This window comes from Sinorhizobium sp. NFACC03 (assembly GCF_900103435.1).
In the GTDB taxonomy this organism is placed as follows: Bacteria; Pseudomonadota; Alphaproteobacteria; order Rhizobiales; family Rhizobiaceae; genus Ensifer.
Genome location: NZ_FMXF01000012.1, coordinates 35,269 through 61,308 on the forward strand (window position 1 = coordinate 35,269; position 26,040 = coordinate 61,308).

Sequence of the window (26,040 nt, forward strand, 5' to 3'; positions counted from 1 at the left end):
ACCGACGTCGACCCGGTGCCGATGGAGGTGCCGCGATGAGCGACCGTTCCGCCTTCAGCCTGGTGGGAAGGCGCGTGCTGGTCACCGGCGCCAACACCGGGATCGGCCAAGGTATTGCAGTTTCGATCGGCCGGGCCGGCGGCGAGGTGGTCGCGGTCGGGCGCTCGTCCATGGCGGAGACGGTCGAAAAGGTTGGAGCAGCGGTCGGCAGGGCGGTGTCGTTTGCTTGCGATCTCGCCGATGGTGATGCGGTCAAGCGGTTGATCGATCGCGTCTGGGAGTATTTCGGCTCCCTGGACGGATTGGTCAACAATGCCGGGATCATCCGCCGAGCCGCCTCGGTCGAACTCTCGGAGGCGGACTGGGACGAGGTGATCGACCTCGACTTGAAGGCTGCCTTTCTTCTGAGCCAGGCCTACGGCCGAAGGCTTCTTGACGAAAAGTGCGTCGGGCGGATCGTCAACATCGCCTCACTGCTGTCCTTCCAGGGCGGCATTCGCGTCGCCTCCTATACGGCGTCAAAGCATGGGGTGCTGGGCATAACGCGGATTCTTGCCAACGAATGGGCAAGCCAGGGTATCAATGTCAACGCTATCGCGCCTGGCTATATCGTCTCCAACAACACCAAGGCGCTTCGCACGGACGTCGATCCAGCGCTGCGATCATCGATCGCATTCCTGCTGGCCGCTGGAGCACCCCCGAGGATATCGGCGATGCTGCCGTTTTCCTGCTCGCGCCGGCGTCACGCTACATGCATGGTGCCGTCATCCCGGTCGATGGAGGATGGTTGGCGCGATGAACGGAGATGCGTTGGCGGGCCCGTTGAGTGACGCGAGCACGAAGCGCTTCGAAGTGACCGGCTGGCGTTGGCGCGGCAGATGATGGCGCGGAAGCTGACCGGCCGACGCACCCCGTCGAAACTGCCGGAACTGATTGAGTTGGTCATGGCCATGCCGCTGGTCTCGGCCGGTATGGTCCACCAAGGCGTTCGACGTTGGGCCGAAGCAGCCCGCCGGATCGTCGGCGAGCTTGGCTTGCGGGAAATGACGGGGTGGGGGAGGTTTCGCGCGTGGGGCGTCCCATAAAGGTAACGAGTACCGAACGCCTGCCGCGGTATGCTCGCGGATGGAGCGGGATGCGGCGCGAGCACCATCGGTGTTCCGCACCCCGCTTTACTGACCCCGGGGAGGGTTAGCGAACGTAGATCGTCAGCCCGCCGTCAGTCGCCTGTTCAGCGCCGCCAATGTTGTCCATCTCGACGTTCTGCGCCTTCAGCTTTTCAGCCAAGGACTTGTTCGCTTTGACCGCCTCGAGCAGCGCCGCACGTTGTTCCGGCGTGGCATGCTCGACCCACATGCGCGTTTGGTTCTGCTCCGCAAGTGTGCTTACATCGACGACATTGATCTTGTCGCCGCTGTAGCTGCGGACAGTTTGCTCAATCTCTTTGGGCCAGTCCATTGCGGCACCTTGACCGTGCACGATTCCAACGAAGCTCAGGGCGGAGAGGCTGGCAATCATAGAAAAAGTCGCAATACGGTTCATTGTCATGCTCCTTCCTAGGTTTTGCGCTTGTGACGGGGTGGCAACCAAGCGCGGCTGCTCAAGCAACTCGTCCCGACTGAGATTACGCGAAACTCCACTGAGCGATATTGTCCTTAGGGGAAGTCGTCTGAACTTGCCGGCCGCTGGCAGGATCGACCGCCACGATACTCTGTAAGTTTCACTGACCGGCTAAGGTCGGTGCGTCTTAGGATCATCCAGGGCCTCCACCGTCTTCAACACCGGGCCGAGGACCCAGTTGTACATCTCAGCGAAATTGTGCTCCTCATGCGGGTCCGATTCGATGTTGAACACGCCCGCAAGCTTTGCGAATGTCGGGAAGAAGTCCATGATCGAGAACATCTCGTAGGAGGATCGCGGCTTGATCCGTTGCGGCCAGCGGATCACCGGGGCCCATTGACGTAGAGAAAATACGTGTCTTGGCGCGCGCCCGGTGGATGCGGTAGCGAACGGGTCCCCGAAAGTTCGAGCGGCAAATCGGACAGGACGATGGCATGCGGCGAAAGGACCGGCGGGAGGCATCGGCTCAGTTTGGCGCTTGTCGCAATATTATTCGCTTCGACATATGAACCCATATCCGCATGTGCCAGGATGACCTGTCCGCCAAAGCGGGTGGCTGCGGCAGCAAGCGTGTCCTCGATGACGCCGAGCAACAAATAATTCTGTGGCGGCGTGCAGTCGGCGAAACAGTCGGTCTCGCGATCCAGCACATAGATTTCGCGCTCCGGGAGATGGATGCGCAAGTGGTCGTAGGTGCGACCGTGACCCAGACCCATCTCGAACACAATGCCCGGACGGCCGGCTATCTCTCTGAAGGCCCATTCGAGGCAGATGCGCTGGGCCTCCAGGCGGAAGAGCAATTTTTCGAGCCGGGAGTCCTTGCGTCTCCCTTCATCACGCGATTCTTTCGATCTGGCGTCCGTCGGCATACTTATCGTCCCTAGCGCGGTGCTATCATTTCTCAGGTGGCGGCCTCTTCTCCAATCCGATCCACAGGTAGCGGTGAGCGGCTGAACCGACCTATGGTCCTTAGTCGGGCCTCGACCTACATCGGCGTGACGCCGTCGGTGGCATTATGATCGCGTTCAAACCAAAAGGCCCGCCTTTACAACGTATTGACGTTCAGAACCTCGTCATGTTCGCGGCGGGCGGATTGGGTGACCGCGCGAGTCTCGCCTTGTATTCCTCCACCGTTTTCAACACCGGGCCGAGGACCCAGTTGTACATCTCGCCGATATTGTGCTCTTCGTGCGGATCTGACTTGATGTTGAACACCTTTGGGTAGCCGTTCATAGGCGCCGCGCTGCTTCCCACGCCGCCCAGCAGCGTTGCGCCGCCATGGCCGCTGCGGCCGAGCGCCACGTCGGCGAAATAGGCCCGGAATTGCTTCCAGCGGACGGCGACCAGATCGGAACCGACGAAGGTCAGCAAATGCTCGCGATGTCCGCTGTCATTGTCGCCGAGCAGCAGGTCGCTCTGGTCGATCCCGTCGAACGGCCGGTCATCCGGCACCTTGCCGCCCGCAAGCTTCGCGAATGTCGGGAAGAAATCCATGATCGAGAACATCGCATAGGAGGATCGCGGCTTGATCCGTTGCGGCCAGCGGATCACCGCGGCGGTGCGGATCGCGCCCTCGCTGACGTCGCCCAGCGCGCCGCGATAGGGACCGGTCGTTCCCATGTCCGGCATGTCGGTGCCGAAGCGGCTTGCTCCGGGGCCGTCCGGCCCATTGTCGAAGGCGAAGACCACGATGGTGTCTTCCTCGATGCCAAGATCCTTCAGTGCGTCAAGCATCTTGCCGACGATCGCGTCGCCCTCCATCAGCGAGTCGCCGAACTGGCCAATGCGGAAGGCTCCTTCGAAGCGCTTCGAGGGCAGGTTCGGAAAGTGCGTCCGGGAGATCGGCAGATACAGGAAGAACGGCTTGCCGGCCGCCTTATGGCGCCTCATGAAATCGACGCCGCGGTCCACCAGTTCCCAGTCGATCCCGCGACGCAGTTCCTCGGTATAGGGTTTCACCAGCTTCACCGGCTCTCCCCGCTTGGCCTCGACGATGTGCGGCCCCTTGTCGAGCGGGACTTCGATGGACTTGGTCTGATGGCCCTGGCGGATCATCCAGAATGCGTCCCAGGTGTCACCAGGAGGGATTCCGTAAAACTCGTCGAAGCCCTGGTTCTGTGGCTGGCTATAGACCTGGGCGCCAAGATGCCACTTGCCGAAGATCGCCGTGGCGTAGCCGGCGTCGTGCAGCATTTCCGCCATGGTGATTTCGTTGTCCGGCAGCGAGAAAGGCGTGCCTGCGATCGCGACCAGCGATAGCCCGGAGCGGATGGAATAGCGACCTGTCATCAATGCGGCGCGCGACGGCGTTCAGGATGGCTCAACCAGGAACTGCGTCAGCCGCAGGCCCTCTGCGGCGGGCTGGTCGATGCGCGGCGTCGGCGACCCGCGCAGCTCCCCGCCGCCGTAGACGCCGATGTCGCCGTAGCCGATGTTGTCGGCGAGAACGAAGAGGATGTTTGGCGTCGATTGCTGCGCAGATGCTGTTCCGACAGGCAACGCATTGGCAACGAGACAGGAGCCGATCGCCAATATAAAGCACATTCCCCGCCACGGTCCGAGCCACTTCATGTTTCGTCTCCCCTTTCGAAACCGCCGCCCGCGAGTGCTCCTTCGGAGCGGCTCCCGCTGGCTCGTCATTCAATCATCGGGCGAAACCGTCATTGCCCTGTTGATGGCGTCGATCAGGGATTCGGCCGGGAACGGCTTGTGCAGATAGGCGACGCAGCCCGCGTTGACCGCCTCCTGTTCGAGCGCCTGATCGTCGACGGCGGTGATGAGGATGACCTTTATTTTCGAGCCGCCGTCCTTCAGCCGGTGCCAGAGTTCTATGCCGGATATGCCGCTGAGATGGACATCGAGTACGATGCAGCCGATCTCGCTCGACGGGACGCGGTCCAGAAAGGCCTCGGCCGAGGCATATCCTTCCGTCGCGAAACCATGCGCGTTCAACAGCCGCGCGACGCTCTTGCGCATGCTCGGATCGTCTTCCACGACGGCCACTTTCCGTGGTTGGCTTTCCAACGGATGCCTTTCTGAGGCCCATGCGGAAAGGCATGTCCAGCCCCGATCATGACGATCGTATGACCAACGTCGAAGGCTGGATATTGTCCTATGGGGAAGCGCCGCGGACAGCACCGTGCGCATTTCCAGGTGGTTTTGCCGTCGGGTCGAGAAGTCCCAGTCTCTCCGCGATCGACACGGCCTCGGCCAGCGAATGCACGCCAAGCTTTTCCATGACGTTGTGCCGGTGCGCCTTGACGGTTCGTTCGGAGGTACCGAGATCGTAAGCGATCTGCTTATTGAGCTTCCCGCGGACGATCAGGCCGAAAACGTCGAACTCGCGTGGCGTCAGGGCCTCCAGACGTGCCTGGAGTGCCTGGACGCGATCGTGTTCGGCGCGCCGTATCTCTGAGCGAAGCAGCGCCCGCTCGACGGCTTCCAGCAACGCCTCCCTCGAGGCCGGCTTCTCCAGGAAATCTTCGGCGCCGGCCTTCATCGCCCGGACGCTCGCCTTGATGTCGCCTCGCCCCGTCAGAAACACGATCGGCAGCAGCGGCGCTTTCTCGGTGAGCCGGTGCTGCAACTCGAGCCCGCTCAGACCGGGCATCTGCAGGTCGAGGAGGATGCATCCGGGGCCGGAGCCCGTCAGGTGGGCCAAAAGCTCTTCGCCCGAGCCGTAGGTGACGACGCGATAGCCGGATGCCTCCATCAACCGTGCCAGCGCGGTGCGATAGGACTTGTCGTCGTCGACGATATGAATGACGGGTTCCAACTGGGTCATCCGTGCTGAGCAAGCGGCAGGACGAAACGAAACACGGCGCCGCCTTCGGCGCGATTGTCCGCCCATATCTTGCCGCCATAGGTTTCGATGATCGCGCGGGCGATCGAGAGTCCCAGCCCGGTGCCTGTCGGCTTGGTCGTGTAGAACGCATGGAAAACATGGTCGAGCTGGTCGCTCGGGATGCCGCGGCCGGTATCGGAGATCGACAGCTCAACCTCGGAATTCTCGATCAGCGCCGTCTGAAAGACCAGCTTCCGCTCGATCGCCGCCGCATCGACCATGGCGTCCATCGCATTGGTGGCGAGGTTGAGAATGACTTGCTGGAGATGTACCTTATCGGCCCGCACCGGCAGCGCCCGGGTCGGGTCGCTGGAGCTGACGACGATGCTTTTTTGTCCCGCCTCGGCGTGGAGGATATGAATCGCGCTGTTGACCACCTCATTCAGGTCGAATTCCTGCCAGTCGATCTCGCTTCGCTTCTTCAGCAGTCCCCGCAGTCGAACAATGATATCGCTGGCGCGCTGGTCGTCCTCGCGGATGTCGACGAGAATCTGCCGGATGAGGTCGAGATCCGGCTGCTCTTTCCGAAGCAGGATTTCGAGGGCATCGACATTGCTGCGGATCGCTCCGAGCGGCTGATTCAGTTCATGGGCGATCGATGCCGACAGGGCTCCCGCCGTTGCCGACTGGTTGAGATGCACGAGTTCGAGCAGACGCAGCCGCGCTTCCTGCTCCGCGGCCAGCCGACGGTGCCGCTCGACCAGAAGCACCGTGATGATCACCCCTTGAAGCGCAAGCGCCGCAACGATGCCGATGATCGCCGCCCAGTATTCCTCCCAGAGGCTCTTCTCCTTGAAGTTCAGGACGGTTCCGGCAGGAAGCCCGCTCTCCGGCAAGCCCCAGCGCGTCAACTCTCTCGCATCGGCGACAAAGGTTTTCGGTACGTTGACGTTGGCGATCGGTTTTCCCGCGATCGCGTCGAGGGCGAGTTCGGCGACCGCCGTTCCGACCGACTCGAAGGTGACGGTATTACCGCCGACGACGCCATGGCCGATATACGTGGAGTAAGGACCGTAGATCGGAGCGCTCGCCTTGGCGGCAATCCGTTCGAGCGCGTTACGCGGAGTGAAGTTCCGGCCGCTGCGATCGGTAAAGACGGTGAGGACCAGAATAATGCTCCCTTCCGGCACACGCGAGGCGCGGTCCGCGAATTCATCGATGGTCAAATCCTCGACGTAGGTCGTTTTAAGACCGCTTGCGGGGCCGGTGAGATCCGCGCGCGCCGTCGCGAGCCAGGAACGGTCGAAATCCGAGGACCCGCCGATGATGACGAGTTCGCGGGCATCCGGCTGGAGACCGCGCGCCATGAGAAGGGTTTTTGCGATGTCATACTCGCTGAAGGCCCCGACGACGTCGCTCGGCAACTTCGCGGCATCCACGCCGCTGAAGCCGCAGAACACGATCTTCGCATCCGGGGCGACCGCATGCCGGTACTTGACGATGAAGCCCGTTGCCTCCTCACCAAGCGCAACCACTACATCCGGACGTCGGTCGGCGTATTTCTCACTGAGATATCGCGCCATCCGGTCGATGTGAACCTTCTCGGGGAATCTGGAAAGATCGAGAAATTCCGAGAACAGATCGACCTTCCCCATTGTCGCCTGCTGCAGTCGATGTCTCAGGGTCTCGCCAGCAATGGTCGTTGCCGGGATTCTCTCGTCATAGGGATAGAGGATGAGGATGCGTGGCACCTGGTCCAGGATCTCCGCCGACAAGGGCTCGGCCATCGCAACGTTCAAGAGAAGCAGAAGGCAAGGAAACGCGGATGCGATCCGGGTGAACGGGTTCGATGGTTTCGTTGATGCACGAACCATATTGAACGTCCTTTGCGCCATTCTCAATCGATGTCTTCGGAGGTGACGATGCGGCCGGGGCGGTTGCCCGTCGGCGTTCAACTATTTCAAAATTGGTCCGGCCCCCCCCGCCAAAACCTTGCTGCCCTGCGTACGGCTTCCACACCCAATGCGATTGCTGATCGATCCATACCGCGCCAACTCGTGCGCGCTGCCCCAAAGGACAATATCGCCAAGGCGCGTTCCTGGCTAGGCTGTGATGCGATGAGTGGCTTTCGCGTAAGTAGCAATTGCGTGAACTCGGCGTAGTTCCAATTTCGGCGACAGCAGACGCGCGGCGTGCTTCGGCGCATCCATCAATGCAAGATCGGCACGTGGTCAAACCACCGTCAGCCGTCTTCCGGCTGTGAAAATGCGTCATCACATGTTCTGCGGGAGGACCGATAATGAGTCGCACAACCATCAATTGTGGTTTTGGTGCGTTGACCACTATGGCCGTTCTCTGGGGCGCGGTTACCCCGGTGGAAGCCCAGGAGACGCGAAAGCCCAATATCCTGTTCATCGTATCCGACGATACGGGCTACGGCGATCTCGGCCCTTATGGCGGCGGCGAAGGGCGCGGCATGCCAACCCCGAATATCGACCGGCTGGCGGATGAAGGCATGACCTTCTTTTCCTTCTACGCCCAACCGAGTTGCACGCCTGGGCGCGCCGCCATGCAGACCGGGCGCATTCCGAACCGTAGCGGCATGACCACAGTTGCCTTCCAGGGCCAGGGTGGGGGCCTGCCGGCAGCGGAGTGGACGCTGGCGTCTGTGCTGAAGCGCGGCGGCTACCACACCTACTTCACCGGCAAATGGCATCTGGGCGAAGCCGACTATGCGCTGCCGAACGCCCAGGGCTATGACGAGATGAAGTATGCCGGGCTCTATCACCTTAACGCCTACACCTATGCCGATCCGACCTGGTTCCCGGACATGGATCCGGAACTCAGGGCCATGTTCCAGAAGGTGACCAAAGGAGCGCTGTCCGGCAAAGCCGGCGCGCCGGTGACCGAGGACTTCAAGATCAACGGCCAGTACGTCGACACTCCGGTGATCGACGGCAAGGAGGGCGTTGTCGGCATCCCCTATTTCGACGGTTATGTCGAAAAGGCGGCACTCGAATTCCTCGATACGGCAGCCAAGACGCCGGATGAACCCTTCTTCATCAATGTGAATTTCATGAAGGTGCACCAGCCGAACCTGCCTGCGCCCGAGTTCCAGCACAAGTCCTTGTCGAAGAGCAAATATGCGGACTCGGTCGTCGAACTCGACGCGCGCATCGGGCGCATCATGGACAAGCTGCGTGAAAGCGGCATGGACCGGAACACGCTGGTTTTCTACACGACGGACAATGGGGCTTGGCAGGATGTCTATCCGGACGCCGGTTACACACCGTTCCGCGGTACCAAGGGCACCGTGCGCGAAGGCGGCAATCGCGTTCCGGCAATCGCCGTGTGGCCCGGCAAGATCAAGCCGCGGACGAAGAATCACGACATCGTCGGTGGGCTCGATCTTATGGCAACGTTTGCGTCAGCTGGCGGCGTTCCATTGCCCGACAGGGACCGCGAGGACAAGCCGATCATGTTCGACAGCTTCGACATGTCGCCGATCCTGCTCGGCACTGGAAAGTCAGCGCGCAAGGCGTGGTTCTACTTCACCGAGAATGAGCTGACGCCGGGTGCCGCGCGCGTCGGTAACTACAAGGCCTTGTTCAATCTGCGCGGCGACGATGGCAGATCGACCGGAGGATTGGCAGTCGATTCCAATCTGGGTTGGAAGGGTCCCGAGAGCTACGTGGCGACTGTCCCGCAGGTCTTCGATCTTTGGCAGGATCCTCAGGAGCGCTACGACATCTTCATGAACAATTATACCGAGCGCACCTGGACCATGGTTACCATCTCGAATGCGATAAAAGAACTGATGAAGACGTATGTGGAATACCCGCCTCGGAAACTGCAGAGTGAGTCTTACAGTGGCCCCGTCACTCTTACCAACTACCAGCGCTTCCAATGGGCGCGCGAGCAGCTTGAGAAGGAAGGCGTGAGCATTCCCTTGCCGACCGGCAATTGACCTTCGTGCGGCGGCCCTGGGCAAACCGGGGCCGCCGGCAAGATGCGCGACGCTGTAGAGCAAGAGAAATTTCGGACACGCTTGGTGAGAAGTCCCTTCGAGCGAACTGCTCCGCTGTGTCGACGATAACAAAGGACCCGCGTGCGGTAACTGGAAGATGCGGCATGAGGCGTTGCCATATGGGGCGCAGGCTGCCGGCCCATTTCGGGCAGCCAGGGAGGAATCCAGACCATGAGCAAGATGAAAAACGTCTGGTTTGGTCTGCTGGCTTCCACTTTTGTTGCGACAGCAGCAATCATGCCGGCAGCCGCGCAAGATCAGCAAAAACCCAACATTGTCGTCATCATGGGCGATGATGTTGGCTGGTTCAACATTGGCGCCTATCACCGGGGCATCATGTCCGGGAAGACGCCAAACCTCGACAAGCTTGCCTCCGAGGGCATGCTATTTACCGACTACTACGCGGAAGCAAGCTGCACCGCGGGGCGAGCAAGCTTCATCACAGGTGAAATCCCGTTGCGCACCGGCTTGACGACGGTCGGACAAGCGGGGGCAGACGTCGGCATGCCGGACAAGGCCGCAACCATTGCCGCCGCCCTCAAGACCGAGGGCTACGCCACCGGTCAATTCGGTAAGAACCATCTCGGCGATTTGAACAAGTTCCTGCCAACGCTGCATGGCTTCGATGAGTTCTTCGGGTACCTGTATCACCTCGATGCGATGTCAGACCCCTACTGGTATTCGTTCCCGAATGACCAATCGTACCGGGACAAAGTGGGGCCGCGCAATTTGGTCCACAGCTTTGCAACGGACACGGACGACACGACCGAGCAGCCGCGTTGGGGCAAGATCGGCAAGCAGCGGATCGTCGACGAGGGACCTCTGGCCCCATTCGCCGACATGACCAACGTGCCGAACATGCATGACATCACGCCCAAGGCAAAGTACGACATGGGCACGTTCGACGAAGTGCTGGTCAAGGCCTCGTGCGACTTCATGGACAAGGCCAAGACTGACGGCAAACCGTTCTTTGTCTGGCACAACACGACGCGCATGCACGTCTGGACGTTTCTGTCGCCAAAATACCAGGCGCTCATGAACAGCGACAGCAATTACGGCCTCGAAGAAGCCGGCATGGCGCAACTGGATGACAGCGTCGGCGCCATCATGAAGTGTGTGGAGGATGCGGGCGAGACCGACAACACCATCGTCATCTTTACAACTGACAATGGGGCGGAGGTGTTTACCTGGCCCGACGGTGGCATGACCCCGTTCAAGGGCACCAAGGGTACGGTGATGGAAGGCGGCTTTCGGGCACCGGCAATCATCCGCTGGCCGGGTAAAGTCAGGCCGGGCACTGTCGAGAACGGCATCTTCTCCGCTCTGGATTGGTTCCCCACGCTGGCGGCGGCAGCTGGCAACACCGAGATCACTGATCAGTTGCTCAAGGGTGTGAAGCTGGGCGACAGGACCTACAAGAATCACCTTGATGGCTACAATCAGTTGGACCTGCTGGTGGGCAAATCCCCATCCGCACGGCATGAATTTTTCTACTTCGGCGGCCCTTCTCTGGGGGCGGTTCGCATCGACAACTTCAAGTTCCAGTTCTTCCAACAGCCGCAGGGCTGGCCCGGTGGGAAGGTCACAACGGACATGCCCACTATGGTGAATATCCGCCAGGACCCATTCGAGCGGACACCATCGATCGGCGGCCAAAGCCTCAATGACCTCGGCGGAGGCTATATGAATGACTTCTTCGCACGCGAGTTCTGGCGGTTCGTCAGCGTCCAGCAGGAGGTCGCAAAACTGGCGCTCACGGCGATTGACTATCCGCCGATGCAAGACCCGGCTTCGTTCAATCTTGATGCTGTCAAGAAGCAGATCGACGCCGCAATTAAGAACAAGCCAGGTAACTAGAAGGCCCGCTCAACACGACGGGCGGTTTTCCAGGGCCGCCCGTCTGGTTTCAAGGCACAGTCCTCCGCATGTCTCAAGGGACGATGCGGGAATCTGGACACCTAACCGATGGAGGGGTCGTTATGACTTTGGGACGTAACTTCCTCAGACTGGCCGGCGGAGTCGTGCTTGGCCTGGCAACGTTGTTTGTTGTTGCCTCGGCGCAGGCCCAGACCGCTCCGCTGCCGTCGTGGAATGACACCGTCCCGAAGGCGGCCATCGTCGCCTTCGTCGAGAAGGTGACCAAGGAAAACTCGCCCGACTTCGCTCCCGAACCGGAGCGCATCGCCGTTTTCGACAATGACGGCACGCTGTGGGTCGAGCATCCGATGTACACCCAACTCGCCTTCGCACTCGACCGCGTGAAGGCCGAGGCAGCTTCCATCCCGAATGGACGGACACGCAGCCGTTCATGCGCTGCCCCAAAGGACAATATCGCTGAGGCGCAATCCTGACTAGGCTCCGATGCGATGGGTGGCGTTGCATAGGTAGCGATTACGTGAACTGGGCGTAATTCCAATTTCAACGGACAGCAGACGCGAATGCTCCGGCGTGCTTCCGGCGCATCCGTCGGTGCAAGATTTTACATGCGGTCGCCGAATTTCGATGGATTGTCGTCCATGCGTCCAGAGTGTCCTTTGTGCGCTCCCCCTTGAACGCGCGGCGCTCCAGCGCGAAGGCCACCGCAACGGATATCTTCCGAACGGGAGATGTGTATTCACCGGAGGAGCTGAAAATGATCCGCAAAAGCCTTAGTTACAGTCTCGGTGCGTTGACGACTGTGGCGTTTCTCTGGGGCGCGATCGCCCCGGCGCAAGCTCAGGAGACGAGAAAGCCGAACATCCTGTTCATCATGGGCGACGACATCGGCTGGATGCAGCCGAGCATCTATCATCAAGGCATTGCGGTGGGAGAAACGCCCAACATTGACCGCATCGGCAATGAGGGTGCGAAGTTCATGACGTACTACGCCGAGCAGAGCTGCACGGCCGGACGCACTGCCTTCCTCACCGGCATGCAGCCGGTGCGCGTCGGCATGGTCCTACCGGAAATTCCCGGAAGCCCGTCCTACTTGCGGACCGGCACGCCTTCGCTCGCCAAGTTCCTATTCGATCTCGGCTACAACACCGGCGAGTTCGGCAAGAACCATCTCGGAGATCACACTGAATCCCTGCCGACCGCGCACGGGTTCCAGGAGTTCTGGGGGTATCTGTATCACCTCGACGCCATGCAGGGAGTAAGCTTCCCTGATATCAACAGGACACCAACCGAGCAGACACTCGCGCCGCCTTGCAAGAACACGCCGATCCCAGGACTTGCGGAGGATCCCGCGGCCGTTGATCCCAAGACGACGACTTGCCTGACGCCACCGCGTCCGATGCTCGCGTGCACATCCTCCGACGGGACTGCGGCGAACCAAAGCTGCAAGGATCAGGGCCCGCTGACGCTGGAGCGATCGAAGACCGTGGACGAGGAGATCTCGGCCAAGGTTATCGACTTCCTCGACCGCAACGATCCCGAGAAGACGAAGAAGCCGTTCTTTGTCTGGTACAACCCTGCCCGTATGCACATCACGACCGTGCTCCCGGACAAGTACCTGGCCATGGTCGGCGAGCCTGGCGGCAAGGACTGGGGCGTCAACGAAGCCGGCATGAAGCAGATGGACGACAACATCGGCTACGTGCTGAAAAAGCTTGAGGAGATGGGCGAGCTCGACAATACCATCATCGTCTTCACCACCGATAACGGCGCCGAGACGATCACCTTCCCCGACGGCGGCACCACCCCCTTCAAGGGCGGCAAGCTGTCCACCTGGGAAGGCGGCATGCGCGCGCCGCTGGTCGTACGCTGGCCCGGGCATATAGAGCCCGGAACGGTGAAGAACGAGATGTTCGCCGCTCTCGACTGGCTGCCCACCTTGGTCGACATTGCCGGCGGCCCCGAGGGCAACGAGCTGAAGGCGCGGATCGAGAAGGGCGAGTATCCTGGCATCGCCAAGACCACGCTCGACGGGGTCAACCAGCGCGACTACCTGGAAGGCAAGTCGGAAAAATCCGCGCGCGACCACTTCTTGTACTACTCCGGCAAGGAGCCGTCGGCAGTGCGATACAAGAACTGGAAGATGTACTTCGCGATGGTGTCGGACGACCCGGCTGGCTTTATCTCCGGCGTGCAGCCCTATTCCTGGACGCAGGTCGTCAACATCAAGCGTGATCCGTTCGAAACTTCGGTCGGCCAGCAGATCAAGACACTGTTCGGCATGGGCGGCGCCATCGCCTCTCCGTCGACGGCTTATGTCTATGACTGGAACATGCTGCCCATCGGGCAGCAGTTGTGGCTGAGGCACCTTGAGAGCTACATCGATTTCCCACCGATGCAGGAACCGGCAAGCTACAATCTGGAGCAGGTCATGCAGAAGGTCCGGGAAATGAAGACTGGGCACGACTGACGCGCCAATGGGCGTACGCATGGCGGGGCGGCCCAGGAGGGCCGCCTGTCAACCGGAAGCGCTGCGGATCGCTCGGTATTTTTCACGGGAAAGTAGCGGAACGACCTCCAAGGCGTTTGCCGTTACCGCGGCAACTGCTCGGCCAACAACAGGAGACACGACATGGGAGTGTTCCATCATTTCGAGCGCGGCCGTCGCCGACTGTTCGTAACGCTCGCGGCAATGTTGGTTCCGATCGCTGTCGCCTGCTCCGGTGATCCTTCACAGGCCCAGACCGATGCGCTGCCGTCGTGGAACAATACCGCGCCGAAGGCGGCCATCGTCGCCTTCGTCGAGAAGGTGACCAAGGAAAACTCGGCCGACTTCGTTCCGGAACCGGAACGCATCGCCGTCTTCGACAATGACGGCACGCTATGGGTCGAGCATCCGATGTATACCCAGCTCGCCTTCGCGCTCGACCGCGTGAAGGCGGAGGCTGCCGCCCATCCGGAATGGAAGGACACGCAGCCGTTCAAGGCAGTGCTCGAAGGCGACATGAAGACCCTTGCCGCATCCGGCGAAAAGGGCCTCATCGAGCTCATCATGACAACCCATAGCGGAATGACCAGCGACGAGTTCCAGAAGGTCGTTTCCGATTGGCTTGCCACCGCACGCGATCCGCACTTCAAGCGTCCCTATACAGAGCTCGTCTACCAGCCGATGCTTGAACTGCTGGCCTATCTGCGCGCGAACGGCTTCAAGACCTTCATCGTCTCGGGTGGCGGTATCGAATTCATGCGGCCATGGACCGAACAGGTCTACGGCGTCCCGCCCGAACAGGTCGTAGGCTCGTCGATCAAGACCCAGTTCGAGATGCGTGACGGGATGCCGACCCTGTTTCGCCTGCCGCAGGTCAACTTCATCGATGACAAGAGCGGCAAGCCGGTCGGCATCAACGAGCATATCGGCCGCCGCCCGATCGCCGCCTTCGGCAATTCCGACGGCGACCTGGAAATGCTGCAATGGACGACAATGACGGGTGGGAGCGTCCGTTTCGCCATGCTCATTCATCACACCGATGCCGAACGTGAATACGCCTACGATCGCGACACGGAATTCGGCCGCCTCGACGAGGCGCTCGATGCAGCGGCGATAAACAAATGGACCGTGGTCGACATGAAGGCAGATTGGAAAGAGATCTTTCCGAAGAAGTAAGCTGCGTTGCGTGCATCGTGTGCGACACTCTTGTGCAGTCAATGTCCATCCACGTTCGTGAGGCCATCAGGACAGGCGGCCCTGCCGCTTATCCCAAACTCGAAGGACATCCACGATGAAAATCAATCATGTCGCCGGCTTGATAGCCGTTGTCGGAGGCCTGGCACTGGCATCAACTGCTGCACTCGCCCAGGATTCCACGAAGAAGCAGCATGTGCCGCTGGGCAAGGCGATCGGAACGGTCGCGCCCACCGGTCCGGTGCCGTCACTTGCAGTCATCAATTCGGATGGCGCCAAGATCGATGGTGACAAATTGGTTCTGACTGGTGTGTCGGCAAATTCGATCGTCTTTGCCGATCGACCGGTGCGGGCCGCCGGACATGTAACCACCGAACAGTTCATCATGCAGTGGGATGAGGGCAAGGACAACTTCGCTGTCGACCCTCCAAACGCAACGGTGTCGGTGCTGGGAGGTGGTGGCTCGGACGTCAGTGACGTCGTGGTCACTCTGAAATCTCCAAAACTGGAAGGTACTACGCTCACATTCGATATTGCCGTTCTGGAAGGAAGTCTGAGTGGTGCGGCCGGACCCGCTGCGGTTTTCATTGATCATTTCGCCGGTGGTTTTGGCGGAGGTGGCTTCCGCGGTGGAGACTTTGGTGCCGGCGGGTTTCATGGAAGCTATGCGCGTGTCGGGGACGCCAGTTTCGCCCATGTCGGAGGTGCCTATTGGCACGCGCCCGTCTATCACGGGGCTTGGTATCGCGGCGCTCCGGTTGCCGCGGGGGTGGTGGCTGGTGCCGCCGTCGGCGCTGCAGCAGCCAATCCGTATTACTACCCGCCGCAATGCGGCTACTATCCGTATCCGCCTTGCTACTAGAGCATCCCGCTTTCAGGTGAAATGACCGAAGCGGATAAGATGCTCTAGATTCAAAGTGCTAGAGCGTCCTTTGTGCGTTCACTTGAACGCACGGCGCTCTAGGCTGGTTGGTTGGTCTAATCAGCACGAGCGCAACCGTTCCCAACAGTAAACTCGGCTGATTGGGCTTCTCTTGGTTTCGTTTCTGCCCGATGCTTTGGTCACGCTGCCGGGTGCAGCGAGACCTTTGTTCCAGAACGATACGGAGCGTTCGATTGACGGGGTTTGTTCTCTCAGCGGTATTTATTCGGGCAGCCCTATTGTTTGGCGCCATGCTTGCGTTCGCCGCACAGACCGTTGCCGCCGAGACGGCTCCGCCTGTCGCCGCTGATCCGCTGATCGCGATTCATGACGGGTTCGTGGCCGAGACGACATGTTCGTCCTGCCACGCCGATGAGGCGGCCGCATTCGCCACGTCGCATCACGCCAAGGCGATGGCCCTTGCCGATGACAAAACCGTGCGCGCCGATTTCAACAACACCCGGTTCGAGCGCGATGGCATTGCGGCAGAGTTCTTCCGCCGCGACGGTCGCTTCTTCGTCCGCACGGAAGGACCGGACGGCCGGCAAGCGGACTTCGAGGTTAAATACACTTTTGCCTACGAACCCTTGCAGCAATATCTGATCGATCTCGATCACGGGCGATTGCAGGCTTTCGACGTCGCCTGGGACACAGACAAGCAGGCGTGGTTCTGGCTCGGCGAAAGCAAACCGGCACGGCCAGCATCCACCTATCATTGGACAGGGCCTTTCTATCGCTGGAACCGCACCTGCATCGACTGCCATTCCACCAACCCTCAGGTCAATTTTCGGCCGGAGACGAACGAATACAAGTCGTCCTACGTCGCGACCAGCATCGGCTGCCAGTCCTGTCACGGCGGCGGTGCGAAGCATGTCGAGTGGGCCAAGGCCAAATCCAAAGATGCCCCGACGGCGGCGCCCGGTCTGGGCCTGTCGAAGGTCGATGCAGGCACCTGTTTTGCCTGTCACGCGCGGCGGACCAAGCTTGTCGATGGCTATCGACCCGGAAACGCCTTCCTCGACCATTTTTCGCCGGCACTGCTCCGCCGGGACCTCTATTTTCCGGACGGACAGATTCTCGACGAGGTGTTCGAGTACGGCTCCTTCCAGCAGAGCAAGATGGCGAGAGCGGGCGTCACCTGCTTTGATTGCCACAAGCCACATGAAGGTACGGTCAAGGCCGTCGGCAACGCCCTATGCACGCAATGCCACACTGAAACGGCACCGGAGCGTTTTGAAAAATACGATCCCGGCGGAGTGTTCGACACGACGGCACATACCCATCACCCGACGGGGTCGCCCGGCGCGCAATGCGCCAACTGTCACATGTCCCAGCGCACCTACATGAAGGCGGATCCGCGACGCGACCACTCCTTCGTGATCCCGCGCCCAGACCTTTCCGAAGCCTACGGCGTCCCGAATGCCTGCACCTCGTGTCATGAAGGCAGGACAAACGCATGGTCAGCGGAGACCATGGACAAATGGTACGGCACGCACTGGCGCAATCGCCCGACGATCGCGCACGCCTTCGCGGCAGCGGCGCAGGACGATCGTGCAGCGATCGATGATCTGCGCAGGTTTTTGGCCGACCGCGAACAACCAGGCATCGTCAGGGGCAGTGCGATTGCCGAAATGACGAGGCTCGACGGAGTAGCCACGGCCGCAGACGTCGAAGTTGCAGCGAAAGACTCCGATCCGCTCGTCCGACTGGGGGCAGCAGAAGCGGCTGCCAGCTTGCCGCCTGAACTTCGATTGGCCGCGATCGGCGTTCTTATTGGCGACGAAGCCCGAGCAGTCCGGGTGGCCGCAGCCAGGGCTCTTGGCAGCACCCCGTCACTGGACCTTCTCGGCGGTCAACGCCGAGTCTTCGATGCGGCCGTCGACGATTTGCGCGCCTATGTCCAGGCCAACGCGGACGTCGCCGAGGCCCAGAGCACCTACGGATCCTTCCTGTTCGAACAGAGGCGCACGGATGACGCAGAAAAGGCGTTCCGCCGGGCGATTGCTCTTGATCCGACGCTTTCCGGCGTACGCATCAATCTCGCCGAGCTCTATCGCGCCAGCGGTGACAACGAGAAATCCGAACAGACCTACGCTGAGGCGGTCGCCGCCAACCCGGATATGGCAGACCTCCGCTACGGACATGGCTTATCGCTCGTTCGCCAAAAGGCGATGCCGGACGCGATCCGGGAACTGGAGGCGGCCGTGCGCCTGGCCCCTGCCAACTCCCGATATAGGACGACGGCAGCAATCGCGCTGGATGCGGTGGGCCGCACGGATGACGCTTTCGAACTATTCGATCCGACCGTTCCGGGGGGTGCGACTGACGCCAATCTGCTCGGCACTGCCATTCAGCTTGGACTCAAACTCGGCCGCTATGCCGAGACGCTTGAGTTTGCGGAGGCGCTCGCCCGACTCCAGCCAAATGACCCACGGACCGCAGAACTCGTCAGGCAATTACAGGATGCAGTTCAACATGGAAGGTAAGCGCGCCTGTCGGACGAAGTGACATATCCAGCAGTCAGAATTTTTGTGGGATCAATATCACCGGACCCAACGGGCTCACGTCGGTAGGCCAAAAATTGTGGCCGGGGAGCGACCGCAGTTTTCCCATCATCTCCATTACGAGGTACGGAGAACCGGGAGAATTGGGATATTTGGGGTTGCCCACAATCCGGATGAAGCCATTTTCGGTCATTGGGCAGGTCGCCTCGGCGAGCTGGCCAATCGCTGCGAACCATTCGTGCGCATCGTCATGGGTTACATGGCTTGGATCAAACAAAGCAATCAAAATATTGCTGTAAAACAATAATATAACTGCAATTCATCACACAAGACATTAATGACTTCGAGCATTATTGGCGGCGCATCCAGCCGAGGTGACAGGAGAGGAACGCCATTGCGCTCGCCGCCACTGCGCGGCCGGCGCAGAGGCGTGGCTGCAACCTAAGCGCTCTATCTCGGCTGGGTTGACGGTAAGCGTTCAACGCTGAAAAACGTTTCTCCGTTCGACGAAAGCGGTTTTCAGACCAACCAGCAACGAAAATTGTGAGCCACTACGTGATGGGGAGGTCGGAAATCAGGCGCGCTGACACCTTCCGAGCAGAAGTCCGCCGTGCCGTGCCAGGAAGTTCAACGACGGACATAATCCCTGAGGAAACGGAGCCAGGCGTGGATTTTCTGCGGGACCATCTGCATGGGCAGGTGCATCGCGTAAATCTGGTGATCGGGGAAGCGATAGGACGGCAGGGCGTCGGCCAACTTGCCCTCGGCGAGTTCTGGCGCCACGAACCAGTCAGGCAGAAGTGCTACGCCTGCGCCGGCAACCGCCAGCGCCTTGACGACCGATGCGTTGTTGGCAAGCAGCCTGGACTGACGAGGCACCTCGAATGTGCATTCGCGGCCGTCTTCGTCGAACATTTTCCAGCTTTTCACACGGTCGACCGTGGCATTGCTGATGTACGGTAGCGCGCTCAGCATCTCCGGCGTACCAATAGCAGTTTCTTCGACGCCGGCGATGATGTCCGGCGACGCGACCAGCCTGATCTGATACGTCCCCAAATGCACACCGGCATATGGCGAGGTCTGGAATTGCTCGTTGCGCCCCAGCCGGATGGCGACATCGAAGCGATCGCGCACGAGGTCGACATTCGTCGGATAGGCCTCGAACTGGATGTCGAGGTCCGGATGCAGCGCGGCGAATTCCTGAAGGGCCGGAGCAATCACCGCGACGCCATATTCAACGGTCGATGTCAGCCGCAAGCTGCCGCTCAGCACCGTTTGCTCCATGCGCGCTTCGGCAATCGCCTCATCGGCTTCCGTGAGAATGCGCAGGCAGCGCGCATAAAACCGTTCGCCGGCATCGGTCAGACCAAGGCTGCGCGTGGTGCGATGAAGGAGTGTGACGCCCAATTCGCTTTCGAGCTGCTTGAGGTTGAAACTGATGGCGGCTCTGGCCTGATTGAGTTGCTTGGCAGCCGCTGTGAACGATCCTGTTTCCACGACGGCTCGGAAAACAGTCAGGCGATCCAGACTCACCGCCATGCAGCACTCCAATTGGTAAAAATATACGACAGGTGATGTCTAATTGTATCGACTTATTCGACGGCATGAAAGGGAATATCCCTGCGGACGTCATTCCCATCGAAGGTTTTCCCGTTGTTCGCCCGCTCCCGAATTGCCACCCTCTACCTTCTCGGATTCGCCGTCGATCTCGCGAATATGTTCATCTTCAACGCCGCCCTGCCGGCGTTGCAACGCGAGTTGAGCGCATCGGTCGTGCAGCTCGCCTGGGTCGGCACGATCTACATGCTTGGCCTGACTGTCGCCATTCCGCTGGGGAGTTGGCTTGCGCGCCGGATCGGCGAACGCCGCGTGTTCATTGCCTCCCTGCTCATTGTTGCGGTGGGCGGTATCGGCGGAGGCAGCGCCACTGGGATTGAGACGCTTCTTGCCTGGCGCCTCGTTCAAGGTCTCGGCGGAGGACTGCTCGTGCCGGTCGGCCAGAGCATGGCCTATCGCGCCTATCTTCCGGAAGACCGCGCCCATCTGACGGCCGTGGTCATGACGGTCGCGCTGTTGGTGCCGGCACTTTCACCCGCCATCGGCGGGCTCGCGGCCGATCATGTGTCCTGGCGCTGGGTATTTATCGGCGTTGCGCCACTGGCAGCGGCGATAGCTGCGTTGGCCCTTGCCTGGGCTCCCGTCGATCGATTGGCGGAAGCGAAGCCGGCGCTCGACATTCCCGGCTTCCTGCTGAGCGCCATCACCCTGTTTTGCCTTCCCCTTGGTCTGACGCTCATTAGTCAGACGGGAAACGGCGTTCATGCCGCAATTGTCCTTGCCTTGGCGATCGTCGCGGGCGCTGCCTATGTCCGCCATGCGTTGCGCTCGCGCAATCCGCTGCTTGATCTGCATCTGCTTTCCGATCCGATGCTCAGGACTGGCAGCATCATCTACCTGTGTGTGCCGGGCGTTTTCACGGGCGTAAACCTGGTCGCCTCCCTGTACTTGCAGGACCGCCTTGGTCTGACGGCCACACAGACCGGCATGCTCATGCTTCCATGGGCAGCAGCATCCTTCGTCGCCATCATGTCGACGCGGCGGCTGTTCGCGTCCCGCGGCCCGCGCCCGCTCTTTCTCGTCGGCATGACGGTCACCTGCGCCGGCGTGCTGCTGCTGGCCACGCCATTCGCCGGAAAGTTCATCATCGCGTCCTTTGCTGCAATGGGCTTCGGGGCAAGCCTTTGCACGTCCACCGCCCAGACGGCAGCCTTTACGTCGGTTCGGACGGAACGGATGGCAGAGGCAAGTGCGCTGTGGAACATCAACCGTCAGCTCAGTTTCTCGCTCGGTGCGAGTGTGCTGGGAGGCCTGCTGGGGCTTTTCCTGGCGACCAGCGGCGGCGTGGCCGACGTCCTGCCCTACCGCTACTGCTTTGTGATCGCTGCCGTTCTGATCTTGTTGCCGCTGCCCTTCGTTCTGCGGCTGCCGCGAGCCAGTCAGCGCGCGTAACCCATTCTTTCAAGCTGTCCGACAAGGAGCCGAACATGACCGATATTGAAAAATTCTTCCGTGAAATTGTCGATCTCCACATTGAGATCGAGCGCTGGTTCACCGGGACAGCCCACCCCAACGATCTGGTGCAACTGCTCGAACGCTTCTCGCCTGAGTTTCGCATGATTTCCGTGCAAGGGACGGCTCTCGGAAAAGAGGGCGTGGGTGAATTGTTCGCACGTCTGCACGGGAAGCGCCCGGAGCTGCGGATCACGGTCGACGAGATGCAGATCAGTCAGGAATGGTCGGGCGGAGCCTGCGTCACTTATCGCGAGACGCACGCGGATGCGGGCGGGGTTGAAACAGCAAGACGCTCGACCGTCGTTTTGGAAGCTTCAGCGGATGGCTCGCTCCGGTGGCGGCATCTGCATGAAACGCCGATTGCGGCTTAGGCACGTCTACGATGCCCTGTGCGCACTATCCTCGCTGTACAGGAAGTGTGCTTCAACGATCGCATAAGTACGCGGTTCAAACCTGGTCAAGAGCAAGGGAATTGTTAGTCGCGGGGCGTGCAAGTTTCAGCTGGATCATAGACAAGTGAAACGACAGTGCTTATATTTAGCGTCTGGTATTACCTTTAACTAAGGAGGGTTGCCATGGCATCCCCGACCTCGCTCAAGCTCGATGATGAGCTCAAAGGCCGCGTTCAACACTTGGCCGAAATCCGCCGCCGGTCTTCTCACTGGATCATGCGTGAAGCGATTGCACAATACGTGGAGCGAGAAGAGAAGCGAGAGGCATTGCGACACGCCACGCTCAGCGCGTGGGAGGAGTATCAAGCGACCGGCCTACATGCCACTGAGGACGAGGTCGAAAAATGGCTATCCACGTGGGGAACGGACGACGAGAGCGCCGCACCTGAATGCCACAAATAGTCTTCTCGCCAGCAGCTGTTCGTGATCTTGAACGCCTTCGCAAAGTCTTGCAGGCCAAAAGCCCATTGTCAGCCAAGCGAGCAGGTAAAGCCATTGTGAGGGGTGTGCAAGCCCTTGGCGCACATCCTAAAATGGGGCGCCTCATTGATGATCTGCCTGATCAATATCGAGAATGGCTCATTGATTTTGGAGATAGCGGATACATCACGCGCTACCGTATTGATGGGGACATTTTGACAATCCTCGCGGTGCGCCATCAGAAAGAAGCTGGCTTCTGAGAGTGCCGCCGGTGTCGTCTTTGAGCGATTGCTCGTCCTATGTGACTGTCCTCAATGCTGGACTGAAACGGGCTTCGCCGGTTTAGGCGGAAGTTTCACTTATTGAATGGGCCGATCACCAGCGGATGCACACGGGCTATACTGCATCCTTCCGCAAACCAAAGGTCAGCGATGGCTGGAACCTCAAGCGTTAAGCCAGGCAAGGCGCTCGACGAATACAGCTTTGGGGGCATGCGGCGGCCCGATAGAATTGCTGCTCCTACGCCAACGCCGCTCGCTTATGCTATATATTCCTAATCCATCATACACGCGAGCGGTGGGGGTGGCGGATGCTCGAAAGTCGGGTCAACAACCCACGACAACCGGCAAAACCTTCGGGTCGCAAGGGACGCCTGTCCGAATATGGAGGCGAGCGGCGGATCGTCACCGCCATCTGTTATGATCTCGTCGGGTCGACGAGACTTCTCCACCTGCTCGACATAGAAGACTATCAGGAACTGATCGTTGCGTTTCAGAATGCAGCGAAACACGCGATAATCTCTCATTCCGGCGTCATGCAGCTTGAGGCTGGAGATGGCGGCGTGGCGCTCTTTCCGATCGAGTTGGGTGCGAAGGATGCGGCATCGCTCGCCATTCGCGCGGGTCTCGCGATCGTCGAGGGCTGCGCGGGCGTTGCACGAGAAGCCGGGCGCGACGACTTGCACGTTCGAGTCGGGATTGCGACATCCGTCGCGCTCATTCAAGAGACGCAGGAGGAGAAGGGGGAACCGATTACGGGTGCTGCACTGGCCATAGCCACCCGTCTGGAAGAAATTGCCGACCCAGACAGCGTTTTCGTTTCGCAGGACACGCGCGACCTGGCCGGTAGGTCGCATGCTTTCGTGTTCGAAGGCGCCAGGACGCTCAAGGGCTTCACGGTGCCCGAGAAGGTATGGCGGGCACTCGGGCACAAGATTGATGTCGACAGGTTCTACGCTTTCGGGAGCCTTGGCGGCCCCTTCATTGGCCGCGAAGGCGAGTTGAAGACGATCGCCGCCTGTTGGGAAAAGGTCACCTCGCAAGGTGGCGAAATCCTCCTGCTCGAAGGAGATGCAGGCATCGGAAAATCGCGGCTTCTGCGGGAAGTCCGCAAGATGACGCGCGACCGGCGATCAGGGCTGTACTTCTTTCAGTGCCTGCCAGGCGGGCATCGCTCGACGCTGCATCCCCTGTTGAACAGTCTTATGGGCGCAACGTCTGGACAAGGCGATCAACTGGGCCTGTCGGCCTCCGCTGTAGCAGCCCCCTTTGAACGAAACGGCATTCGCGACGCAGAAACGATTGAAACATTCGCGTATTTGCTGGGTGCGCTGGGACGAAATCAACGGCTCGCCGACAACGACCCAAAAGCCATCCGGGAAAAGGCTCATCGCGCCGTGTTTCGCTCACTCGCGGCGTTGTGCGCGAACGGCCCGATCGTCCTGGCTGTCGAAGACATCCACTGGATCGATCCAACCTCCCGGGATTTGCTGGCGGAGGCCGCTCGGGTTGCACACCAACTTCCGATTTTCCTCGTCGCGACCTCACGTCTCGGGTTTGCGTCGGATTGGCTGGACGCGGCCAACCCCACGCGGCTGACGCTGCTCCCGCTTGATCGTGACGAAACACGACGGGCGATAGAGGCAAGATGGCCGGAGCAGAGGCAGGGCATGCTTCCTGAGCTCTATGACGTTATCGAGAGGATATCCGGCGGCGTCCCACTCTTCATCGAGCAGATCTGCCAATGGGTCTCGGAGAACGTTGCTGCAGACACTATGAGCCTGTCGGAAAACGTCAAACCCAGCCATGTGTCTGCATTCGAGGAAATACTGGACGCACGCCTCAACCACCTGGGCACGGCCAGAGACGTGGCGCGAGCGGGAGCAGTTGCGGGCAGCCGGTTCACGCTATCGTTGCTTCGCGAACTGCTGCCAGGGCTGGGCAAAAAGTCTTTGGTCAAGGCCGCCGATACCCTGAGCGATTCAGGGTTCCTGATGCGGATCAGGACGCGAGGGCATATCGCCTACGGCTTCCGGCACGTTTTGATTCAGGAAACGATCTACAATGGGCTCTTGCGCAGGCAGCGGCAGGCATTGCATCGGCGGCTGTTCATTGCTGTCAGTCAAAACCGCCAAATGGCCGCTTGGATGGACACCGGAACGCTCGCCGAACATGCGGAACGAGCGGGCTTCATCGAAAACGCAATCGAATTGTACACTGCGGCAGGGAAGGAAAGCTCGAGCCGATCGGCGATGGTAGAGGCGCGCAACTACCTGGAGCACGCCGTGGAGATTTGCGACCGGTTCGGCGCGGGACATGCGATCGAAACATTGCAGCTATCCGCGCTGATTTCGCTCGGCCCAGTTTTGACCGGTCTTGTCGGACTGAACTCACCTCCGGCTCGCAAGTTATATGAGGATGGCGTAGCCATCGCCCGCCGGCAACCGATGGAAGAGCAATCCAGATGGTTTCCGATCTATTGGGGGTGGTGGCTCACGGGAACAGACTTTCGCGTTATGCGCGAACGCGCTCTGCAAGTGCGGGCCATGCAGGCTGGGACGGAAGATCCGGAGATCAAGCTCCAGGTTAACCATTGCATCTGGGCCATTGCTTTTAACCTTGGCCACCATCGAGAGGCCCAGGATGCGATTAAGGCCGGACTGGCGCTTTATGACGAGCAATCGGCGAAAACCAACCGAACGTTATTTGGCGGCCATGACGCCAAGGTGTGCGGTCTAGGGCAACTGGCCCTTTCGCTGTGGCTGACAGGACAATCGAAAGCATCGGATTCGGCTCTTTCGAAGATGGTCGCGTTCGTTGATCGGATATCACACGCGCCCAGCAAGGCGCATTCGCTTGATACGGAAGCGGTGTCTGCGTTCTATCGGGATGACTATGGGCGTCTCACCGAAATTTCCAAGAGAATGTCAGACTTCGCGAGATCGCATGAAATGCAGTCGCTGTCCGGCCTGTCGCTGCTGTTTGCTGGATGGGCTCTAGCGCATAGGGAAAGCCTCACGAGCGGACATGCGATGTTTCGCGAAGGGCTGTCGCTCTTGAGAAGCCTCGGTGTCGTCGCAGATCTCCCGATTTATCTCTACATGCACGCCACGCTGCTCGGGCAAGCCGGCAACTATGAGTCAGCGCTTGAGGTCACGAATGACGCAATCGAAAAGGCTAAGGAAACCGGTCATGCCTATTGGCTCGCGGAACTCTACCGTCGCCGCGCCGTTCTTCAGGCGCGGGGCAGCACCACCAAGGATCCCATCATCCTCGACCTGTGCGCAGCCGTAGATATCGCCGAGAGTCAAGGAGCAAAGGCACTTCTGCGACGGGCGAGACATTCAATGCAGGAGCTTGGCGTTGCCGGTCAACATTGAACCAGTGAGGCGGAAAACCGACGA

At 60.2% G+C, this 26,040-nt stretch carries 19 protein-coding genes and 5 pseudogenes; 14 read left to right on the forward strand and 10 right to left on the reverse strand.

All coding sequences use genetic code 11. From position 1 onward, the window contains the following. Window positions 1–35: 35 nt before the first annotated feature. Window positions 36–799: pseudogene (gene kduD, locus BLU35_RS16535) on the forward strand (2-dehydro-3-deoxy-D-gluconate 5-dehydrogenase KduD). A 55-nt stretch (window positions 800–854) separates the two neighbouring features. After that, window positions 855–1,085, forward strand: a pseudogene (locus tag BLU35_RS16540) (helix-turn-helix domain-containing protein); the annotation flags it as partial. 106 nt (window positions 1,086–1,191) lie between these two features. On the opposite strand, the gene BLU35_RS16545 reads toward BLU35_RS16540, so the two are convergent. From BLU35_RS16545 to BLU35_RS16575, 8 genes and pseudogenes are all read right to left on the reverse strand, one after another. Next, window positions 1,192–1,542, reverse strand: a complete 351-nt coding sequence (locus tag BLU35_RS16545) for a hypothetical protein (protein ID WP_058328599.1) — start codon at window positions 1,540–1,542, stop codon at window positions 1,192–1,194. A 189-nt stretch (window positions 1,543–1,731) separates the two neighbouring features. After that, a complete protein-coding gene (locus tag BLU35_RS16550) occupies window positions 1,732–1,947 on the reverse strand; it encodes a hypothetical protein (protein ID WP_093233755.1) in 216 nt (71 codons plus the stop codon). Then, window positions 1,944–2,489 (reverse strand): class I SAM-dependent methyltransferase, encoded by a 546-nt coding sequence (locus BLU35_RS16555; RefSeq protein ID WP_093233756.1) that lies wholly within the window; start codon window positions 2,487–2,489, stop codon window positions 1,944–1,946. Before BLU35_RS16555 ends, BLU35_RS16550 begins: the two co-directional genes overlap by 4 nt. Window positions 2,490–2,682: 193 nt before the next feature. Continuing rightward, window positions 2,683–3,918: pseudogene (locus BLU35_RS16560) on the reverse strand (sulfatase-like hydrolase/transferase); the annotation flags it as partial. Between the two features lie 12 nt (window positions 3,919–3,930). Next, a complete protein-coding gene (locus BLU35_RS36670; protein ID WP_353615035.1) occupies window positions 3,931–4,191 on the reverse strand; it encodes a hypothetical protein in 261 nt (86 codons plus the stop codon). Window positions 4,192–4,260: 69 nt separating this feature from the next. Then, window positions 4,261–4,623 carry a response regulator transcription factor gene (locus tag BLU35_RS16565; RefSeq protein WP_286161541.1) on the reverse strand — a complete coding sequence of 121 codons (363 nt, stop codon included), beginning with the start codon at window positions 4,621–4,623 and terminating at the stop codon, window positions 4,261–4,263. Window positions 4,624–4,732: 109 nt separating this feature from the next. Further along, window positions 4,733–5,404 (reverse strand): response regulator transcription factor, encoded by a 672-nt coding sequence (locus tag BLU35_RS16570; RefSeq protein WP_176907291.1) that lies wholly within the window; start codon window positions 5,402–5,404, stop codon window positions 4,733–4,735. Beyond that, window positions 5,401–7,191 carry a sensor histidine kinase gene (locus tag BLU35_RS16575; protein ID WP_286161542.1) on the reverse strand — a complete coding sequence of 597 codons (1,791 nt, stop codon included), beginning with the start codon at window positions 7,189–7,191 and terminating at the stop codon, window positions 5,401–5,403. The genes BLU35_RS16570 and BLU35_RS16575 overlap by 4 nt, the downstream gene beginning before the upstream one ends. Window positions 7,192–7,703: 512 nt before the next feature. On the opposite strand from BLU35_RS16575, the gene BLU35_RS16580 reads away from it, so the two are divergent. The 7 genes and pseudogenes from BLU35_RS16580 to BLU35_RS16610 all read left to right on the forward strand — a co-directional run bounded on the left by BLU35_RS16580 (window position 7,704) and on the right by BLU35_RS16610 (window position 18,396). After that, entirely contained in the window at window positions 7,704–9,371 is a 1,668-nt protein-coding gene (locus BLU35_RS16580; protein WP_093233759.1) for an arylsulfatase, read from the forward strand. Between the two features lie 231 nt (window positions 9,372–9,602). Then, window positions 9,603–11,288 (forward strand): arylsulfatase, encoded by a 1,686-nt coding sequence (locus BLU35_RS16585; protein ID WP_093233760.1) that lies wholly within the window; start codon window positions 9,603–9,605, stop codon window positions 11,286–11,288. A 122-nt stretch (window positions 11,289–11,410) separates the two neighbouring features. Then, window positions 11,411–11,766: pseudogene (locus BLU35_RS16590) on the forward strand (haloacid dehalogenase-like hydrolase); the annotation flags it as partial. Between the two features lie 414 nt (window positions 11,767–12,180). Continuing rightward, a complete protein-coding gene (locus BLU35_RS16595) occupies window positions 12,181–13,776 on the forward strand; it encodes an arylsulfatase (protein WP_502688159.1) in 1,596 nt (531 codons plus the stop codon). Between the two features lie 222 nt (window positions 13,777–13,998). Next, entirely contained in the window at window positions 13,999–14,970 is a 972-nt protein-coding gene (locus BLU35_RS16600; RefSeq protein WP_093233879.1) for an HAD family hydrolase, read from the forward strand. 115 nt (window positions 14,971–15,085) lie between these two features. Next, window positions 15,086–15,850 (forward strand): hypothetical protein, encoded by a 765-nt coding sequence (locus BLU35_RS16605; RefSeq protein ID WP_093233761.1) that lies wholly within the window; start codon window positions 15,086–15,088, stop codon window positions 15,848–15,850. A gap of 311 nt (window positions 15,851–16,161) precedes the next feature. Then, entirely contained in the window at window positions 16,162–18,396 is a 2,235-nt protein-coding gene (locus tag BLU35_RS16610; RefSeq protein WP_286161543.1) for a tetratricopeptide repeat protein, read from the forward strand. Window positions 18,397–18,407: 11 nt separating this feature from the next. Here the strand turns inward: BLU35_RS16610 and BLU35_RS16615 are convergent. Next, window positions 18,408–18,724: pseudogene (locus BLU35_RS16615) on the reverse strand (PIN domain-containing protein); the annotation flags it as partial. A gap of 317 nt (window positions 18,725–19,041) precedes the next feature. Further along, complete coding sequence (locus BLU35_RS16620) at window positions 19,042–19,965, reverse strand: LysR family transcriptional regulator (protein ID WP_210185146.1); 924 nt, start codon at window positions 19,963–19,965, stop codon at window positions 19,042–19,044. A 102-nt stretch (window positions 19,966–20,067) separates the two neighbouring features. On the opposite strand from BLU35_RS16620, the gene BLU35_RS16625 reads away from it, so the two are divergent. The 5 genes from BLU35_RS16625 (at window position 20,068) to BLU35_RS16645 (ending at window position 26,016) form a co-directional block, all read left to right on the forward strand. Beyond that, window positions 20,068–21,423 (forward strand): MFS transporter, encoded by a 1,356-nt coding sequence (locus tag BLU35_RS16625; RefSeq protein WP_093233765.1) that lies wholly within the window; start codon window positions 20,068–20,070, stop codon window positions 21,421–21,423. Between the two features lie 35 nt (window positions 21,424–21,458). Then, a complete protein-coding gene (locus tag BLU35_RS16630) occupies window positions 21,459–21,857 on the forward strand; it encodes a DUF4440 domain-containing protein (protein ID WP_057248772.1) in 399 nt (132 codons plus the stop codon). Window positions 21,858–22,061: 204 nt separating this feature from the next. Next, on the forward strand, window positions 22,062–22,340 hold the full coding sequence (locus tag BLU35_RS16635; RefSeq protein WP_093233766.1) for a CopG family ribbon-helix-helix protein: 279 nt from the start codon (window positions 22,062–22,064) through the stop codon (window positions 22,338–22,340). Continuing rightward, window positions 22,328–22,618, forward strand: a complete 291-nt coding sequence (locus tag BLU35_RS16640) for a type II toxin-antitoxin system RelE/ParE family toxin (RefSeq protein WP_093233767.1) — start codon at window positions 22,328–22,330, stop codon at window positions 22,616–22,618. The genes BLU35_RS16635 and BLU35_RS16640 overlap by 13 nt, the downstream gene beginning before the upstream one ends. A gap of 329 nt (window positions 22,619–22,947) precedes the next feature. Next, window positions 22,948–26,016 (forward strand): ATP-binding protein, encoded by a 3,069-nt coding sequence (locus BLU35_RS16645; RefSeq protein WP_093233768.1) that lies wholly within the window; start codon window positions 22,948–22,950, stop codon window positions 26,014–26,016. Window positions 26,017–26,040 lie beyond the last annotated feature (24 nt).

Coding starts and splice junctions, on each gene's coding strand:
- BLU35_RS16545 (WP_058328599.1), bottom strand. CDS start 1,542: ATGAACCGTATTGCGACTTTTTCTATGATTGCCAGCCTCTCCGCCCTG.
- BLU35_RS16555 (WP_093233756.1), bottom strand. CDS start 2,489: ATGCCGACGGACGCCAGATCGAAAGAATCGCGTGATGAAGGGAGACGC.
- BLU35_RS36670 (WP_353615035.1), bottom strand. CDS start 4,191: ATGAAGTGGCTCGGACCGTGGCGGGGAATGTGCTTTATATTGGCGATC.
- BLU35_RS16570 (WP_176907291.1), bottom strand. CDS start 5,404: ATGACCCAGTTGGAACCCGTCATTCATATCGTCGACGACGACAAGTCC.
- BLU35_RS16575 (WP_286161542.1), bottom strand. CDS start 7,191: ATGGCCGAGCCCTTGTCGGCGGAGATCCTGGACCAGGTGCCACGCATC.
- BLU35_RS16580 (WP_093233759.1), top strand. CDS start 7,704: ATGAGTCGCACAACCATCAATTGTGGTTTTGGTGCGTTGACCACTATG.
- BLU35_RS16585 (WP_093233760.1), top strand. CDS start 9,603: ATGAGCAAGATGAAAAACGTCTGGTTTGGTCTGCTGGCTTCCACTTTT.
- BLU35_RS16595 (WP_502688159.1), top strand. CDS start 12,181: ATGGGCGACGACATCGGCTGGATGCAGCCGAGCATCTATCATCAAGGC.
- BLU35_RS16600 (WP_093233879.1), top strand. CDS start 13,999: ATGTTGGTTCCGATCGCTGTCGCCTGCTCCGGTGATCCTTCACAGGCC.
- BLU35_RS16605 (WP_093233761.1), top strand. CDS start 15,086: ATGAAAATCAATCATGTCGCCGGCTTGATAGCCGTTGTCGGAGGCCTG.
- BLU35_RS16610 (WP_286161543.1), top strand. CDS start 16,162: ATGCTTGCGTTCGCCGCACAGACCGTTGCCGCCGAGACGGCTCCGCCT.
- BLU35_RS16630 (WP_057248772.1), top strand. CDS start 21,459: ATGACCGATATTGAAAAATTCTTCCGTGAAATTGTCGATCTCCACATT.
- BLU35_RS16635 (WP_093233766.1), top strand. CDS start 22,062: ATGGCATCCCCGACCTCGCTCAAGCTCGATGATGAGCTCAAAGGCCGC.
- BLU35_RS16640 (WP_093233767.1), top strand. CDS start 22,328: ATGCCACAAATAGTCTTCTCGCCAGCAGCTGTTCGTGATCTTGAACGC.
- BLU35_RS16645 (WP_093233768.1), top strand. CDS start 22,948: ATGCTCGAAAGTCGGGTCAACAACCCACGACAACCGGCAAAACCTTCG.